This window comes from Sphingobacterium sp. UME9, assembly GCF_014170215.1.
Lineage (GTDB): Bacteria > Bacteroidota > Bacteroidia > Sphingobacteriales > Sphingobacteriaceae > Sphingobacterium > Sphingobacterium paramultivorum.
The window spans coordinates 62,866-78,685 of sequence record NZ_LZZP01000001.1 but is presented as its reverse complement, the minus strand read 5'-3'; the positions used below and the strand labels follow the sequence as shown (position 1 = coordinate 78,685).

The 15,820-nt window shown below is 39.9% G+C and carries 14 protein-coding genes; 8 read left to right on the top strand and 6 right to left on the bottom strand.

Features of this window, described 5'->3' with window-relative positions:
- Positions 1–83: 83 nt before the first annotated feature.
- Genes A9970_RS00345 through argS form a run of 3 tightly spaced genes read right to left on the bottom strand, consistent with a single transcriptional unit; the run spans position 84 to position 4,155 of the window.
- Entirely contained in the window at positions 84–1,274 is a 1,191-nt protein-coding gene (locus A9970_RS00345; protein WP_182981008.1) for an aminoacetone oxidase family FAD-binding enzyme, read from the bottom strand.
- 15 nt (positions 1,275–1,289) lie between these two features.
- Positions 1,290–2,366 (bottom strand): oxidoreductase, encoded by a 1,077-nt coding sequence (locus tag A9970_RS00340; RefSeq protein ID WP_182980920.1) that lies wholly within the window; start codon positions 2,364–2,366, stop codon positions 1,290–1,292.
- Positions 2,367–2,370: 4 nt separating this feature from the next.
- The gene (argS, locus tag A9970_RS00335; RefSeq protein WP_182980919.1) at positions 2,371–4,155 is read right to left on the bottom strand and encodes an arginine--tRNA ligase; all 1,785 of its coding nucleotides are present in this window, start codon (positions 4,153–4,155) and stop codon (positions 2,371–2,373) included.
- A gap of 108 nt (positions 4,156–4,263) precedes the next feature.
- On the opposite strand from argS, the gene A9970_RS00330 reads away from it, so the two are divergent.
- Positions 4,264–5,655, top strand: a complete 1,392-nt coding sequence (locus A9970_RS00330) for an arginine decarboxylase (protein ID WP_153846148.1) — start codon at positions 4,264–4,266, stop codon at positions 5,653–5,655.
- 534 nt (positions 5,656–6,189) lie between these two features.
- Here the strand turns inward: A9970_RS00330 and A9970_RS00325 are convergent.
- Positions 6,190–6,696 carry a thioredoxin family protein gene (locus tag A9970_RS00325; RefSeq protein WP_227550184.1) on the bottom strand — a complete coding sequence of 169 codons (507 nt, stop codon included), beginning with the start codon at positions 6,694–6,696 and terminating at the stop codon, positions 6,190–6,192.
- 95 nt (positions 6,697–6,791) lie between these two features.
- On the opposite strand from A9970_RS00325, the gene A9970_RS28575 reads away from it, so the two are divergent.
- From A9970_RS28575 to A9970_RS00310, 4 genes are all read left to right on the top strand, one after another.
- On the top strand, positions 6,792–6,926 hold the full coding sequence (locus A9970_RS28575; RefSeq protein ID WP_259655299.1) for a hypothetical protein: 135 nt from the start codon (positions 6,792–6,794) through the stop codon (positions 6,924–6,926).
- A 221-nt stretch (positions 6,927–7,147) separates the two neighbouring features.
- A complete protein-coding gene (locus A9970_RS00320; RefSeq protein WP_182980918.1) occupies positions 7,148–8,725 on the top strand; it encodes a glycerol-3-phosphate dehydrogenase/oxidase in 1,578 nt (525 codons plus the stop codon).
- Between the two features lie 36 nt (positions 8,726–8,761).
- Positions 8,762–10,261: a glycerol kinase GlpK gene (glpK, locus tag A9970_RS00315; RefSeq protein WP_153846146.1), complete on the top strand. Its 1,500-nt coding sequence runs from the start codon at positions 8,762–8,764 to the stop codon at positions 10,259–10,261.
- A gap of 9 nt (positions 10,262–10,270) precedes the next feature.
- Positions 10,271–11,011 carry an MIP/aquaporin family protein gene (locus A9970_RS00310; protein WP_115047842.1) on the top strand — a complete coding sequence of 247 codons (741 nt, stop codon included), beginning with the start codon at positions 10,271–10,273 and terminating at the stop codon, positions 11,009–11,011.
- Between the two features lie 62 nt (positions 11,012–11,073).
- Here the strand turns inward: A9970_RS00310 and A9970_RS00305 are convergent, their stop codons facing one another.
- Together A9970_RS00305 and A9970_RS00300 are read right to left on the bottom strand one after the other, a co-directional pair.
- A complete protein-coding gene (locus A9970_RS00305) occupies positions 11,074–12,033 on the bottom strand; it encodes a GNAT family N-acetyltransferase (RefSeq protein ID WP_153846145.1) in 960 nt (319 codons plus the stop codon).
- Between the two features lie 5 nt (positions 12,034–12,038).
- Positions 12,039–12,872: a 1-acyl-sn-glycerol-3-phosphate acyltransferase gene (locus tag A9970_RS00300; protein WP_153846144.1), complete on the bottom strand. Its 834-nt coding sequence runs from the start codon at positions 12,870–12,872 to the stop codon at positions 12,039–12,041.
- A 254-nt stretch (positions 12,873–13,126) separates the two neighbouring features.
- Here A9970_RS00300 and A9970_RS00295 point away from each other — a divergent pair, with 254 nt between their 5' ends.
- The 3 genes from A9970_RS00295 (at position 13,127) to A9970_RS00285 (ending at position 15,768) form a co-directional block, all read left to right on the top strand.
- Complete coding sequence (locus tag A9970_RS00295) at positions 13,127–13,789, top strand: CBS domain-containing protein (protein WP_153846143.1); 663 nt, start codon at positions 13,127–13,129, stop codon at positions 13,787–13,789.
- Between the two features lie 46 nt (positions 13,790–13,835).
- Entirely contained in the window at positions 13,836–14,720 is an 885-nt protein-coding gene (locus A9970_RS00290) for an NAD kinase (RefSeq protein ID WP_153846142.1), read from the top strand.
- A 310-nt stretch (positions 14,721–15,030) separates the two neighbouring features.
- A complete protein-coding gene (locus A9970_RS00285) occupies positions 15,031–15,768 on the top strand; it encodes an isoprenyl transferase (RefSeq protein WP_153846191.1) in 738 nt (245 codons plus the stop codon).
- The last annotated feature ends 52 nt before the right edge of the window (positions 15,769–15,820 follow it).

Genomic DNA, 15,820 nt, shown 5'->3' with positions numbered 1-15,820 from the left:
ATCGAATAATATTTCTATCAATGATCTTGCTTAACCCATTTTTTCCGGAATAGATTGCCCCTCTCACTACCTCCCCAAAATGCCTAAATATCTTGGGCGATAGCATAACCACTTGCCCAAGCCCATTGGAAATTATAACCGCCAAGCCATCCCGTAATATCAACAGTCTCCCCTCCAAAATAAAGGCCTTCAACTTTTTTAGACATTAAGGTCTTTGGGTTTAGCTCTTCCGTTGAAACTCCTCCACGCATGACCTCCGCTTTATCATACCCCTTATCTCCCGCAGGTTTTACCTTGAAGCGATGGATAGTATCGACAATCAATTTCGCATCAGCTTTACTAAGTGAGGCGATTTTGGTATCCAATGCTAGAAATTTTCCAAGAGCATCGACCAATTTTCTGCTGAAATAATCGTTTAGCAATTGTGAAACAAGTCGTTTCCCTCCGTATTGCCGCTCCTGTTTAATCAGATTATCTAAATTAAAATTAGGCAGTAGATCAATCGTAATCTCCTGTCCGGGTCTCCAATAACTTGATATCTGAAGAATTGCGGGTCCACTTAACCCCCAGTGCGTAAAGAGAATATTCTCTTCAAAAGACATTCCGGCAACAGACACTTTGGAGAACACCGAATTTCCAGCCAAAGAACTATACCAATCAGCGTCTTTTCCAGTTATTGTCAAAGGGACTAATGCAGGCGCTGTACCGACTACATTCAAACCAAATTGTTTGGCTAGGCGTAATCCAAAGTCCGAAGCCCCGAGTTTTTGGACCGGAAGCCCGCCAGAAGAAATAACAACTTTATGTGCATGATATCGGGACTCACCTTTTGCATTTTCGACCGTTACCACAAAGCCATTATCGTTTTTTTCTACAGATTTCACCAAGGTATTCAATGCAATATCCTGCCCTGTCTCATATAAAATTTTTGAAAATACAGCAACGATATCTTTTGCTTTATTGGTCTCTGGAAACAACTGGCCCAGTGTTTTTTCATGCCCTACAATACCATACTGTTCAAAAAATGTAATGGTATCGTCCACTGTCCATTGTTTGAATATACCATGTAAAAAATCCGGATTTTCAGAAATGAAATTAGCGGGACTATTACCGATATTTGTATAATTACAGCGTCCACCACCGGAAATCAAGATCTTCGCGCCGACCTTATCGTTTCGTTCAAGCACCAAGGTCTTCTTTCCAATCAGCCCTGCTTGGGCTGCACACATCAAACCACAGGCTCCGCCCCCAATAATGATAGCATCGTATAGTATACTCACAGCAACAATCTAATAAGCAATCAATGTATTTTCAACAGAAACAACTCTTCGTTCCAATTGACTCTGATATCCCAATTCAATAATTTTAATGACATCCCGTGCCTGCTCTGCCGATGCGATCAAGGTAGTTTTCCCCAATATACTATCCGCAACGTTCTGATAAAAATCAGGATAGGAACCTATTTCAGAAGGAATCATTTCTTCAATGTCATTCCCCTGTTCAACAATATTGAGCTTGCCGTATAGACTCGGATCTTCTTGTCCCCAGGTTGGATCCTCATCAGGAAATTTACCATCACGCAGTAAGGCTTCCTGTGGGTCGACACCATATTTTACAAAATTTCCGTTCATTCCAAAGACACGATAACGTGGCGTGGGTTCTTTTGCAAGCATAGAACCTTTCAGGGATACCCGTAAGTTATCATAGTACAATAGGCAGTCGAAATTGTCAATGGTCTTCGCATGATCCCGTTGAACAGCCAAATCTGCAAAGACAGCATGCGGCTTTCCAAATAACTGCAAAGCCTGGTCGATGAGATGTGGTCCCAGGTCATAAAATATACCAGAACCCGGTAAATTTTCTTCTCGCCATGCATTAGGTCGCAAGTAATTACGAAAACGATCAAACCTAGATTCCAAATTTACAATCCGTCCCAGCCGCCCACTTTTGATTACTTTCTCCAGGGTCCGATAGTCTGAGTTGAACCTTAAATTATGGTAGGGTGCCAAGATCAGATTTTTCTCCTTAGCCAGAGCGATAAGCTCATCGGCCTGCTCGACGCTATTCGTAAAGGGTTTTTCTACAACAACGTGTTTTCCCGATTCCAAAGCACGTTTTGCAAAAGGGTAATGCATTTCATTGGACGTTGCAACCACGACTAAATCAATGGTTGCATCATTAAAAATATCATCTGCAGACAAAGCAAGTTCTGCCTGTGGATAGCGTTCCTTTAGCAAACTTTGCTGATCTGCTTTCCGAGCGGTCACTTTAACAAGATCCAGTTCAGGTATCGAACGCATCACGGGAGCGTGAAAAACCTGACCCGAAATTCCAAAACCAATAAGTCCTACGCGAATTTTCTTCATAGCATTACATTCTTTCAGGTACTCGAATACCCAATAAGTTCATCCCTTTGGCAATAACCTTTGCCGCAGAAGCCGAAAGGTGCAATCTAAAGTTTTTCACATCATGATCTTCCGCTTTCAAGATGGTTTCTTCATGATAGAATTTATTATAAAACTTGGCTACCTCATAGATATAATTTGCCAATTGTGCAGGACTGAACTCTTGCGCAGAAGCTTCAATAATCTCCGGAAATGCACCCAGTTGTTGAATTAAGTCACGTTCGTAAGAAGAAATAGTCGCCGGCACAGACACAGCACTATCAAAATCGAATTCAGCCTTACTTAAAACAGATTTGATACGGGCATGTGTGTATTGGATAAACGGTCCGGTATGACCTTGAAAATCGACAGATTCATTTGGATCAAACAAGAGGCGTTTTTTAGGATCCACCTTCAATAGAAAATATTTAAGTGCGCCCATTCCAATTGTATCGTAAAGAACGGCTTTTGATTCCTCGTCCAATCCTTCAGTCTTGCCAAGCTCCTCAGTACGTTCCTGAGCGGTCTTAAGCATCTCAGCCATTAAATCATCCGCATCAACAACTGTTCCCTCCCGTGATTTCATTTTACCTGAAGGAAGATCGACCATCCCATACGATAAATGGAACAATCCGTCAGCCCAAGCTTTACCAAGTTTTTTTAAGATTAAGAACAATACCTTGAAATGGTAATCCTGTTCGTTACCGACAACATAAATAGAATCATTCATTTTGAATTCATCATATTTCAACTGTGCTGTCCCCAAATCTTGTGTAATATAGACAGAAGTACCGTCGCCACGAAGCACAAGCTTCTGATCCAGTCCCTCTGCAGTTAGATCAATCCATACGGAGTTATCCTCTTTTTTAAAGAAAACCCCTTTATCTAAACCTTCCTGGATAATATCTTTACCCAACAAGTACGTATTGGATTCATAATAGTATTTATCGAAATCAACACCTAATTGTTTATAGGTCTTTTCAAACCCAGCGTACACCCAGCTGTTCATGGTTTTCCAAAGTGAGATCACCTCTTCATTACCAGCTTCCCATTGTTGCAACATCGCCTGTGCTTCCTTCATCAAAGGTGCATTTTTCTTTGCCTCATCTTCGGTCTGCCCTTCAGCCTTCAATGCCTCGATTTCCTGTTTATATGCTTTGTCAAAGACAACGTAATATTTTCCGACAAGGTGGTCTCCTTTAAGTCCAGTAGACTCGGGTGTCTCACCGTTACCAAATTTTTGCCAAGCCAACATCGACTTACAAATATGGATACCGCGATCGTTCACCAAATTTGCTTTGATCACATCATAACCATAAGCTTTTAGGATTTCCGCAACAGAATATCCTAATAAATTATTACGGATATGCCCCAAATGCAGCGGTTTATTGGTATTTGGAGAAGAATATTCAACCATCAGTTTTTTTCCATTCGCAGGAAATACACCAAAGTCCTTCGCCGTTATGGTCTGATTCAACAACGTGATCCAGTAAGCATCGGAAAGAACAATATTCAAAAAGCCTTTTATCACATTGAAATCCGATATTTCAGCAATATGCTGTTGCAAATATGCACCGATTTCCTTTCCGGTTTGTTCCGGAGAAGATTTCGAAAAGCGCGTTACGGGAAAAGTTACGATTGTAATTTGTCCTTCAAACTCCTTTCGGGTAGCTTGTAAAGCAATTTGATTTTCTAAAATATCTGCATTGTAAAGCTCTTTTACTGCCTGTACAGTGACTTCAACAAGTCGCTTTTGAATAGAATTTGCCATTTAATGATTTTGTAATTTTTACAACTTCCTGATAGTGAATCGGAAATAAATAACATTCCTTATTTAGGTATTCACCATTAAAGTATATCTTTGCAAAAATAATAAAAAATGCAGAGCTATCAGGAATTTCTTGACTTAAGTGTTGGTTTTCCGCAAGACGGATTCGAAATCATCGACGACGAATTGTATTTCCACGATTTGAATTTAATGGAAATGATAGAAACGTACGGTACACCGTTACGTTTTACCTATTTGCCTATCGTCAGCAAAAAAATTCAGCAAGCGAAAATCCTCTTTCAGACCGCAATTCTGAAACATAATTATCGTGGATCTTACAAATATTGTTATTGTACCAAATCATCCCATTTCAAGCACATCGTAGAGGAAGCCTTGAAAAATGATATCCACTTAGAAACTTCATCTGCATTTGACATGCCGATGATTGATTCATTGGAAAGACAGGGAACAGTAACAAAAGACATTACAGTCATCTGTAATGGATTCAAAACCTATCAGTACAAACAGTATATTATTGACATGATCCATGATGGATACACCAACATTATACCTGTATTGGATAACAAAGAGGAGTTTAACCTTTACGATGATGAAATCGAACTGGATGAGCCCTGTGCTTTAGGTATCCGCGTTGCTTCTGAAGAACAACCAGATTCTCAGTTCTATACATCTCGCCTGGGAATTCGCCAAGAAGACGTTGTTGAATTCTATAACAACAAGATCGCAGACAATCCAAACTTTAAAGTAAAGTTACTTCACTTTTTCATTAATTCAGGCATCTCGGACACCCCGTATTACTGGAACGAATTAGAGAAATACGTTACTTTATATTGTAAATTCAAGAAGGTAAATCCGGATTTAGATACCCTAGATATCGGTGGTGGGATGCCATTTAAGGATTCACTGGTACACGACTTTGATTACGAGTATATGGTCAATGAGATTGTCAATCGTATCAAACAAATCTGTGCGCACCATGAAGTAATGGAACCAGATATTATTACTGAATTTGGCAAATATACTGTTGCTGAAGCATCAGGTATTCTCTATAAAGTTTTGGGACGCAAGCAACAAAACGATCGCGAACGTTGGTTTATGATTGACGGTTCATTCATTACAAATTTACCGGATGTATGGGCATTGAACCAAAAATATATTCTATTGCCGATCAATAACTGGGATTCAGAATATGAACGCGTCAATTTAGGTGGAATCACATGCGATGGACAGGATTACTACAATCAGGAGGCGCACATGAACTCGGTATTTATGCCGAAGACCCGTAAGGTACAATACTTGGGCTTCTTTCATACAGGAGCATATCAAGATGTATTAAGCGGATATGGAGGAATCCACCACTGCTTACTTCCTTCACCTAAACATGTGCTTGTTCGCCGCAATAGAGATGAAACATTCAACTACGAGGTGTTTGGTGAGGAGCAAAACTCCAAACAAGTCATGAAATTATTAGGCTATCAATAAGATATTCTACAGCAGCAAGACCCTTTTTAACTGCGGGATTAAAATATCCTTGTAGAAAAAGATTGGTTTTAAGCCCATATAAAAGGTCTCGATCTTAGGAACGAGACCTTTTTATTTTCAGCCTATCCCATGACTGACAATCCGGGTTAAATCAAATTCGAAAACGAAAATCACAGACACAACCCGACATCCATCACTGGAAACAACAAAGGTAAGCCTTGAATTAAATTTAAAAATAACACGGACTTTATCCGTACCTAATAGGGACTTCATAGGGACCTCATTCGGATGAATACGTACAAAGTGCCTGTTAATTCCGATTAAGCCTATGCGGAAATTCGGATAATTTAGTATGCTGATCACCAATCTTTCCCGACTTGCTGTACAAAGAAATGCTAAGTTTTACGGGAGTAACCCCTTATCCGATCTTCCAATTTATTACATCAAAACAAAAGCCCCTTAAAAGGGGCTTTTGTTTTATTTACGCACTACTGTTAATTTAGTGCAGAATAGCAATATGATAGTCGTTAATTTTTATTTTGCGACCCAAGCTTTAAAGAAATTAAGCACTTTTTCTTCATCATAGCCCTTCCCTTTTTCCAGGCTGCCACTCTCCTGTACATGCAATGTTTTTCCATTTCTATCCAAAACAATAAAAAATGGATAACCTAGTTTATTCCCTTCAGGAGCATACTTTTGAAACACAGCCTCATTTTTATTCTCTTTTGAATAATTGAGGTGATAATAGAGGAAATGACTCTTTAACAACTTGTCGACACTTGCCGTTTTATGGATATAATCATTAAACCTTAAACACCAGACACACCAATTCCCACCAGCCTGGATGATGATATTTTTCTTTTCTTTCTTTGCCTGAACCAATAGTTGATCAATATCACTCTGTGCATTAGCGTCTGGATTGTAAGGCTTTGAAACATCCTGAGCTGTAGCAATCTGCTGTGAGAACGCTTTGGACTGTACGAGTACCGTCCCAAAAAACACGATAGCTCCACACAGTAATAATCTTATATTTCTCATCATAAATAAATTAAATAGTGATCTAAAATTACAAAATCATTTTCCCAAACCAAAACATAAGCAGCACATAATGGTTAAACATTATATAGCTATTGACCATGAAAAAAAACACCCAAGATCACAATGGACCACATTTCAGCGGATTCATAAAAACGCGATTAAGTCATACACACATGAGCTTAGGCGATCAGAATACAGTCATTATTAAAGACAATTCCATTGGGGAGAAGTAAAAAAAGTAACCTGTTTATACGCCATATCCTGTCACTGGTAAAAACCAGAAAGACTTCCTTTTGCAGAAATAAAAACAAAACAAAACAAAAACAAACACCTTACCTTAACATAAATATTATTTAATTTCCTTTAAAATTCAACAAATATAGCATAACTTAGTATAAAAGAAGTTGAAATACCCATATAGAAGATTCACCACAACAGGCCAAAACGAAACAAAATGAAACACCAAGAATTCAAAAGGTCAAAACTGATAGAAAAAATAAGAGAGACGAGCGCATGGGATGTTATCGTCATAGGTGGCGGTGCCAGCGGATTAGGTGTTGCATTAGATGCCTTAAGCCGAGGATTCAAAACAATTTTGCTGGAGCAGGTTGATTTTGCAAAAGGCACTTCAAGCAAAGCAACGAAGCTTGTTCACGGCGGTGTACGCTACTTGGCTCAGGGCGACATCTCCCTGGTTAAAGAAGCACTTCACGAAAGAGGTCTACTTCAAAAAAACGCCCCACACCTTGTCAAAAATCAATCCTTTATCATCCCCAACTACAGCTGGTTCGACGGCCCATTCTATACCATTGGAATGAAAATATATGACCTGCTGGCAGGTAAATTAAGTTTGGGAAAATCCATTCATATCAACAAAGAAGAAACGCTTAATCGCATAAGCACTGTGCGACCTAAAGGGTTATATGGTGGCGTGGTTTATCAAGACGGACAATTTGACGACTCAAGACTTGCGCTCAACGTTGCGCAAACCTGTATTCAAATGGGCGGCGTCGCGCTAAATTACGTAAGAGTCAATAATCTCACCAAAGACAGCGATGGACGAATAAATGGTGTCATCGCTAATGATACCGAAACGGGTGAAGTTTTCACCATACAAGGGAAGGCTGTTATCAATGCTACAGGAATATTTGTCGATGACATCCTAAAAATGGACAGACCGGAAGCAAAACAAATGGTACGCCCCAGCCAAGGGGTTCACCTGGTATTTGACAAGTCGTTTCTCCCAGGCGACGATGCCATTATGATTCCAAAAACGGATGATGGACGGGTCCTTTTCCTGGTACCATGGCACAATCGAGTCATTGTAGGAACAACAGATACACCGATAGACGAACATAGCCTTGAACCGGTAGCTTTGGAGCAGGAGATCGATTTTATTCTAAAAACTGCGGGACGCTACCTGACAAAACAACCAACAAGAGCAGATGCATTGGCCGTATTCGCCGGTCTCCGTCCACTGGCAGCCCCTACAGGTAACTCCAACAAAACCAAAGAGATTTCACGAAGCCACAAGGTTATCGTCAGCGACTCCAAATTACTTACTTTAACTGGCGGAAAGTGGACAACATTCCGTCGAATGGGCCAAGATACCATCGACAAAGCGATAAAAATTGGTTGTTTACCACAAAAAGAAAGTCGGTCTGCCACTCAAAAGATTTATAGCGCCATTCCGACATCAGACAGAAGCAATCATATGTATATTTATGGCGCCGACCAAGAAGCGATCAACGCATTGGCTCAGGAAAATCCCGAATGGAACGAAAAATTAATAGCACATCTTGAATTCAAAAAGGCTGAAGTTGTTTGGGCAGCACGCAATGAACTTTCCAGGACTGTGGAAGATGTCCTATCCCGTCGGGTACGGATGCTATTTCTTGATGCAAAAGCTGCAATTGAAGCTGCTCCTGAAGTCGCAAAAATACTCGCACAGGAGCTGGAAAAAGATCAAGACTGGCAAAATGATCAAATAGCGCATTTTCAAAAAGTTGCAAAAAATTATATCTTAAAGTAATACAAAAAATAACCAGCAATACTCAATTACTCAATTATGGAACAACAATACATCTTGGCAATGGATCAAGGCACCACCAGCTCCAGAGCTATAATTTTTGATAAGGACAGAAATATAGTCTCCATTGCCCAGAAGGAATTTACACAAATATTCCCACAGCCAGGATGGGTCGAACATGATCCACATGAAATCTGGTCAACGCAGGCAGGTGTCACAGCAGAAGCAACTACAAAGGCAGGATTAAACGGCAAAAATATTGCCGCCATTGGTATTACCAATCAACGCGAAACTGTGGTTGTTTGGGACAAAGAAACAGGAAAACCCATCTACAATGCCATTGTATGGCAAGATAAACGCACAGCAGATTATTGCGACGAGTTACGTAACTCCGGAAAACATGAGCTGATCCAGGAAAAAACAGGCCTGATATTAGATCCTTATTTTTCTGCAACCAAAATAAAATGGATTCTGGATAACGTCGCGGGTGCCCGGGAAAAAGCACAAAACGGGGAATTAATCTGTGGAACCATAGATACTTGGCTCGTCTGGAACCTCACTCGTGGCGACGCTCACATCACGGATGTAACAAACGCTTCCCGCACCCTACTCTTTAACATCCATAGTATGGAATGGGACAAAGAGCTATTAGAATTATTTGACATCCCCGCTGCCATGCTGCCCGAAGTAAAAGAAAGCAGTGCAGTATATGGGGAATCCCGGACAACCATTTTTGCACATAAAGTCAAGATAGCAGGAATTGCCGGCGACCAGCAGGCAGCACTTTTCGGACAGCAATGTATTGAAAAGGGAATGGTCAAAAACACGTACGGCACCGGATGTTTTATGTTAATGAACATCGGTGATAAACCAATCCGTTCAAAGAACAATCTTTTAACAACTGTTGCCTGGAAAATTAACGGGAAAACAGAATATGCCTTGGAGGGAAGCATCTTTATCGGTGGCGCATTGGTCCAATGGCTACGCGACAATCTCAACATCATCTACAAATCGGCGGACGTAGAGCAATTAGCTCTTACAGAAAAAGATAATGGCGGTGTCACATTCATCCCTACCTTTGCTGGACTGGGAGCGCCATACTGGAATGCTCGTGCACAAGGGACGCTATTTGGACTGACGCGTGCAACAACCAATGGGCATATAGCACGTGCCTCACTAGAGGCAATCTCCCTCCAGACACGTGATGTACTGCAAGCAATGGAAGCTGATAGTGGCATACCGATCAAAGAACTACGTGTAGACGGCGGTGCAACGGCAAATAATCTACTCATGCAGATTCAAGCCAATGTACTTAACAGCAAGGTTGTACGCCCTAAAATTACAGAAACTACAGCGTTGGGGGCAGCATACCTCGCAGGACTGGCCGTGGGATTCTGGAAAAATGAGGATGAGATATCAAAGTTTTGGGCACAGGATCGTATATTTGAACCTGAAGCAGAGCAAGAAGAGCAAACAAAAAAGATCATTAAGCTCTGGACCAAGGGGGTCAAAGCATTACAGTACTGGACCGAAAACTAACCAACAAGCATGAACCATTATTTAGCAGAATTTATCGGCACAACCCTTCTCCTTCTTTTAGGCAACGGGGTTGTGGCCAACGTTATCTTAAAAGGAACAAAGGGAGAAAATGGAGGATGGATTGTAATCACCACCGCATGGGCACTTGCAGTCTATGTCGGTGTTGTATTTGCTGGCCCCTATACCGGAGCCCATCTCAATCCTGCGGTAACCATTGCCGTCGCTCTTAATCATGGTCTTCCTTGGATGGAAGTGCCCGGCTATATTCTCGCACAAATTGCCGGTGGTTTCTGTGGCGCCATGTTAACCTACATCATGCACAAAGACCATTTCGATGCAACGGCAGACCCAACCACCAAACTTGGTGTATTCGCTACGATACCCAACATTCGAAATACGTCAACAAATCTGGCAAGTGAAATTATTGGAACCTTTGTTTTGATTTTTGTTATTTTCTTCATAACAGGTCAAGATGTTACCATCGACGGAAAAACAGCTCCTATTGGCATGGGCTCTCTTGGTGCTATCCCCGTTGCATTTCTAGTGTGGGCCATCGGCCTCTCGCTAGGTGGAACTACGGGATATGCCATCAATCCTGCCCGGGATTTTGGACCGCGCTTATTTCATGCCCTGTGGCCGATCAAAGGAAAAGGAAGCTCAGACTGGTCTTATGCCTGGATTCCAATCCTAGGACCTATCTTGGGTGCTATTTTAGCCTTTGCACTTTATACCTGTATAAAACCGGCCTAATCAAGGTCGCTGTACTCACAAAATAAAGGGGGATTCAATTTTTGAATCCCCCTTTTAGTTTATTATCCGCGTTTGGGCTTTCTGTGACCGTATTCACGATCCCGCTCAAACGTATTCATATGACGTTCCTTCTTCACCGGATACACATCATCGATTACAATTAAAATACCTTTTTCCTCCACTGTACCAAATTCATTATTACGCGCCGTACCAAAAGATTTCATGGTAGGCGACAGGTTCATATAGGTATTGATCAACGGCGGGATATTCTCTCCCAATGCCCTTACATGACTGTTTAACACCTTATACCCTTCCTTATAATCCAATCCGTCAAAAATACCAATAAAACGATCGTAATCGTTCTTTATTTCTAACTCCGGAAGAGGAAGCACTAAGTTATCATGGTCCGGGAAATAATAATCCATAAAATAAAGCAGCATATCCCGGGCATCTTTATTGTAATGCGGATACATGGTCACCTTACCAAAGAGGTATCTAATTTCCGGATTAAGCATTACCAAGGCTCCTAAGCCATCCCATAGATTATCCAGTGAAAAAATTCCTTTTCGATTGTCTATTGCGGGTTGATACTTCGGTTGAACAAAAGAGCGCCCCAATTCTATGGTATAGGGTAAATATTCTTTTGAGAACAAATCGGAAAACTGAAAATAATGTGCTGTTGATAAATTGGGCACACCGTTTACCTCTCCAGCGTCAGCACATTTGATGACACGGTAGCCGGCAACCACTTCTTCATCTTCGGGATTCCATGCGATCAGCTGATCGTAACAATCTTCGCATGTATCATTTTCATCGATATCAATTGAAAGTCCTGTACCTCCGCCTGCTCCACGAAAAGTCAACTCCCGCAAACGCCCAATTTCCCGCATGACATTTGGCGAATTATGATAGTTGATTAAATATATCTCGTTATTTCCATTGTTGGTATATCTTAAAAAGACCTCTTTATTCAATTCGGTCTTCAATAATTCTCTATCAACTGGAGGTATAATTTCTTGCATAAATTCTATTTTTCTTGAGCCAATCCATAAACCCTTCTTTTCACTTCCTCAGCCCAAGTTTTTTCGTTTTTTGATTGATCAAACGCTGTATAAGGGATTCTTTTTCCTACTATAATATTGACGGTATGTCCGCGTTGGGCAAACATTTCATCAGGTAAATATAACATTTCAATGTTTACCTTAAGACCTAATTTCTGTCTAAGCCTTGCAAAATTATAAAAAAACTTAGAGTTTTTACCGTCTATCAAGACCGGAATGATATCTTTTTTATATTTTTTTGCTTTGCTAATAAAACTTTTCTTCCATTCTAGGTCTTCTATACGGCCATCGTTTTGTTTTCTGGAAACCAAACCTGCAGGAAATACCAGTAGCGCGTCATCGGCACCATAAGCCTCTTCAATAGCGGAAATAGCTTGCTTCCCCTGCCCGCCAAGCTTGTTTACTCCGACAAACAAAGGTCTCAAATTGCCTATATTGAGAAGGATATCGTTAACCAAAAATTTCACATCACGTCTGTACTTGCCAATAGCATGCATGAATGCGATACCATCCAATCCACCTAAAGGATGATTAGACGCAAAAATCACAGGATCAGATACCGGAATATTTTCTGCGCCATACAAATTGACTTTGACATCCAGATCATTGATCAAGGCATCGACAAAATCCAGTCCCTGAAGATCCGCAAAGCGCGTCATAATATCGTTTATCTCATCTTCATGAATTGTCCTTTTTAAATAATTTAGTAAAAAAGACGGAATCCATTTAGCAAGCCCCGCATTCTTTTTGTGAATAACTTCACGTATATCAATAAATTTCTTATTCTCGCTTGTGATCATCAATCCTATTTTTCCGATTAGAAATACTATATCTTTACCATGGGCCCTATTCAGGCCTTTCTCAATTCGCTGACAAAAATAATAACAGAATGGTAATAAAAGTACAATTTTAAACTTTAAAATTGTACTTATTTGCAATTATGTAATGTGTTCCTTATAGATCGTGTCTGAAGCGCTACAGTAGCTCAAAGAATTAGGTAGAAATCTCACCCCGTAAAATTTCTTTTCACATAGTTTTTTTATTAAGTTTGGATATGCTAATAGGTCAATTTCTTTCAAACGCAGATTTCAGCATCCAAAATGCTGATTCAATACAACAGGCGCTCGAAAAGCTTCAGGATATGCTTTGTAAAGAATTAGTCGTTTTAAATGGAGATGAGTATATTGGCCTGGTTAATGAAACCATCTTATTGGATGCGGAAGATGAAGATGCTCCTCTTTCTTCCATAAAAATAAATACAGCCCCCATACAGCTGAAGTTCAATCAACACCCCTACGATGCATTGGTGATGATAACGGTGTATAATAGTACAATCATTCCTGTTTTAGATCAAGACAACAAATATATTGGTGTGTCAACGCAATTAGATATATTAAAGGCAATAAGTTCAATTCAATCGCAAAATGAATCTGGGGCTATTATTGTTTTGGCAATTGGCCTACATGATTTTTCACTTTCACAGATTGCGCACCTTGTTGAAAGTGACAATTGCAGAATCCTCAATTGTGCGACCAAAATAAATTTGGAAAGTGACAACATTGAAGTTACCATTAAAGTTGACAAGTCAAACATCAATGCATTACTGAATTCATTCCTAAGACACAACTATTTAATTCTTGAAACCCATAATACCATAGCTGCATTTGACGACACTGCCGACCGTTATCAGCAGCTTATGAATTATATTAACATTTGATTAGGATTAGTTTTTTCTCATCTTTGCCCCATAAATTGAAAACAATATGAGAATCGCAATATATGGAAGAGAGTTTCAACCCTCTGTTATACCACATGTGAAACACTTATTTGAATATCTTGTCGATAAAAATATTGAGATCTGGGTCTATGATCCATTTCATGAATTTCTGATATCACAATTTGAATGCGCCTTTAACTTCTCAACATACAATACCTATCAAGAAATCAAAGACCATATTGACATTATGTTAAGTCTGGGCGGAGATGGAACCATGTTATCTGCTGTTTCCCTGATTAAAGACTCTGGAATTCCAATTGCAGGGATAAACTTTGGACGCCTCGGTTTTTTAGCTTCCATCAATAAAAATGATTTTGAGGATGCCATCGACGATATACTGAACCAGCGTTTTACGATACAGAAGCGCGTATTGCTCTCTGTTGAATCTGAACAGGTTAATTTGTTTCAAGGCAATCACTATGCGCTCAATGATATTACCGTATTTCGGTATGACAGCTCGGCCATGATTACCGTCAATGCACGCATCAATGGCGAACTACTGAATTCATACTGGGCTGATGGACTAATTATCGCTACACCTACCGGATCCACAGCCTATTCATTGAGTTGCGGCGGACCTATTATTATGCCGGAAAGTGGCAATTTTGTCATTACCCCCATCTCTCCGCACAACCTCAATGTGAGACCCATTGTCATCTCGAATCAGTTTACCCTTGAATTGGAAATAGAGAGTCGAAGCAATCAATACATCCTTAGCTGTGATTCCAAAAACGAGTCCATTGATACATCTGTAAAATTAACTATTAAACAGGCTCCATTTACTATTAATCTCATTAGACTCCCCCATGAAAGCTTTTTCAGCACGCTGCGTGAAAAATTACTTTGGGGCATCGATGTCAGAAACTATTAGGCTATCAGTAGCTTCGCACAGCCTCGCTTTGCATGAAGGAAAGGAGATAATCTGCTAGATGAAGATGTTTCAAACAATCTTTCTACATATTGTACTTCTGAATTTCCAATTAAAAATCGATATTTGGAAGAAATAAAGGAAGACGGAATAAGAATATCCATAATAGAAATCCAGGTGCAATAATTAATCAATGAAAAGTACGTTAAACAAACAATAATCATTGATAGCAATACAGGAAACCAAAAATAGGTTTTAAAACGCCAAAATAGCATTTATGGCTAAGGTGTTAATTTTATTGAAAACAGCAAAAATGAGTTTTTTAGATCAGATAGATACTATTAAATTGCCACAGCATATAGCCATCATCATGGATGGCAATGGTCGTTGGGCAAAACAGAAGGGGAAACTTCGTGTATTTGGGCATCAAAATGGTGTAAAAGCAGTACGAGAAGCATTAGAAGGATGTGTAAAAGCCAATATTAAATTTCTGACACTTTATGCTTTTTCTGCAGAAAACTGGAATAGACCTAAACTTGAAGTGATGGCACTGATGGAACTATTGGTTAGTTCCCTTAAAAAAGAAATCAAAACTTTTCAGGAGAATGGCGTCCGCTTGAATGTCATTGGTGATATCACCAAATTACCCTCAAATGCACAAAGAAAGCTGCAGGAGACCATTGAAGCAACGAAAGAAAATACACACTGTACATTGACATTAGCTTTGAGCTACAGCTCCCGACAAGAAATTGTGGACGCCGCTCGAAATCTAGCCCAACAAGTAAAAGACGGAAAACTCAATGCAGACGAAATTAACGATGAGTTATTCGCTGCAAATCTTTATACACAAAACCTACCCGATCCTGACCTCCTGATACGTACCAGCGGAGAATTGAGAATAAGCAACTTCCTACTTTGGCAAATTGCCTATTCAGAATTATGCTTCCTAGATAAGATGTGGCCTGAGTTTACGAAAGAAGATTTATTTAAATCCATCGTCGATTATCAGCAACGCGAAAGAAGGTTTGGAAAAACAAGTGAACAGTTATAAAGATTTTATTAAATTTGACCACTGATTTGAAAAAAAGCAAGCTGGTTAAATT

Coding starts and splice junctions, on each gene's coding strand:
- A9970_RS00340 (WP_182980920.1), bottom strand. CDS start 2,366: ATGAAGAAAATTCGCGTAGGACTTATTGGTTTTGGAATTTCGGGTCAG.
- argS (WP_182980919.1), bottom strand. CDS start 4,155: ATGGCAAATTCTATTCAAAAGCGACTTGTTGAAGTCACTGTACAGGCA.
- A9970_RS00330 (WP_153846148.1), top strand. CDS start 4,264: ATGCAGAGCTATCAGGAATTTCTTGACTTAAGTGTTGGTTTTCCGCAA.
- A9970_RS00325 (WP_227550184.1), bottom strand. CDS start 6,696: ATGATGAGAAATATAAGATTATTACTGTGTGGAGCTATCGTGTTTTTT.
- A9970_RS28575 (WP_259655299.1), top strand. CDS start 6,792: ATGAAAAAAAACACCCAAGATCACAATGGACCACATTTCAGCGGATTC.
- A9970_RS00320 (WP_182980918.1), top strand. CDS start 7,148: ATGAAACACCAAGAATTCAAAAGGTCAAAACTGATAGAAAAAATAAGA.
- glpK (WP_153846146.1), top strand. CDS start 8,762: ATGGAACAACAATACATCTTGGCAATGGATCAAGGCACCACCAGCTCC.
- A9970_RS00310 (WP_115047842.1), top strand. CDS start 10,271: ATGAACCATTATTTAGCAGAATTTATCGGCACAACCCTTCTCCTTCTT.
- A9970_RS00305 (WP_153846145.1), bottom strand. CDS start 12,033: ATGCAAGAAATTATACCTCCAGTTGATAGAGAATTATTGAAGACCGAA.
- A9970_RS00300 (WP_153846144.1), bottom strand. CDS start 12,872: ATGATCACAAGCGAGAATAAGAAATTTATTGATATACGTGAAGTTATT.
- A9970_RS00295 (WP_153846143.1), top strand. CDS start 13,127: ATGCTAATAGGTCAATTTCTTTCAAACGCAGATTTCAGCATCCAAAAT.
- A9970_RS00290 (WP_153846142.1), top strand. CDS start 13,836: ATGAGAATCGCAATATATGGAAGAGAGTTTCAACCCTCTGTTATACCA.
- A9970_RS00285 (WP_153846191.1), top strand. CDS start 15,031: ATGAGTTTTTTAGATCAGATAGATACTATTAAATTGCCACAGCATATA.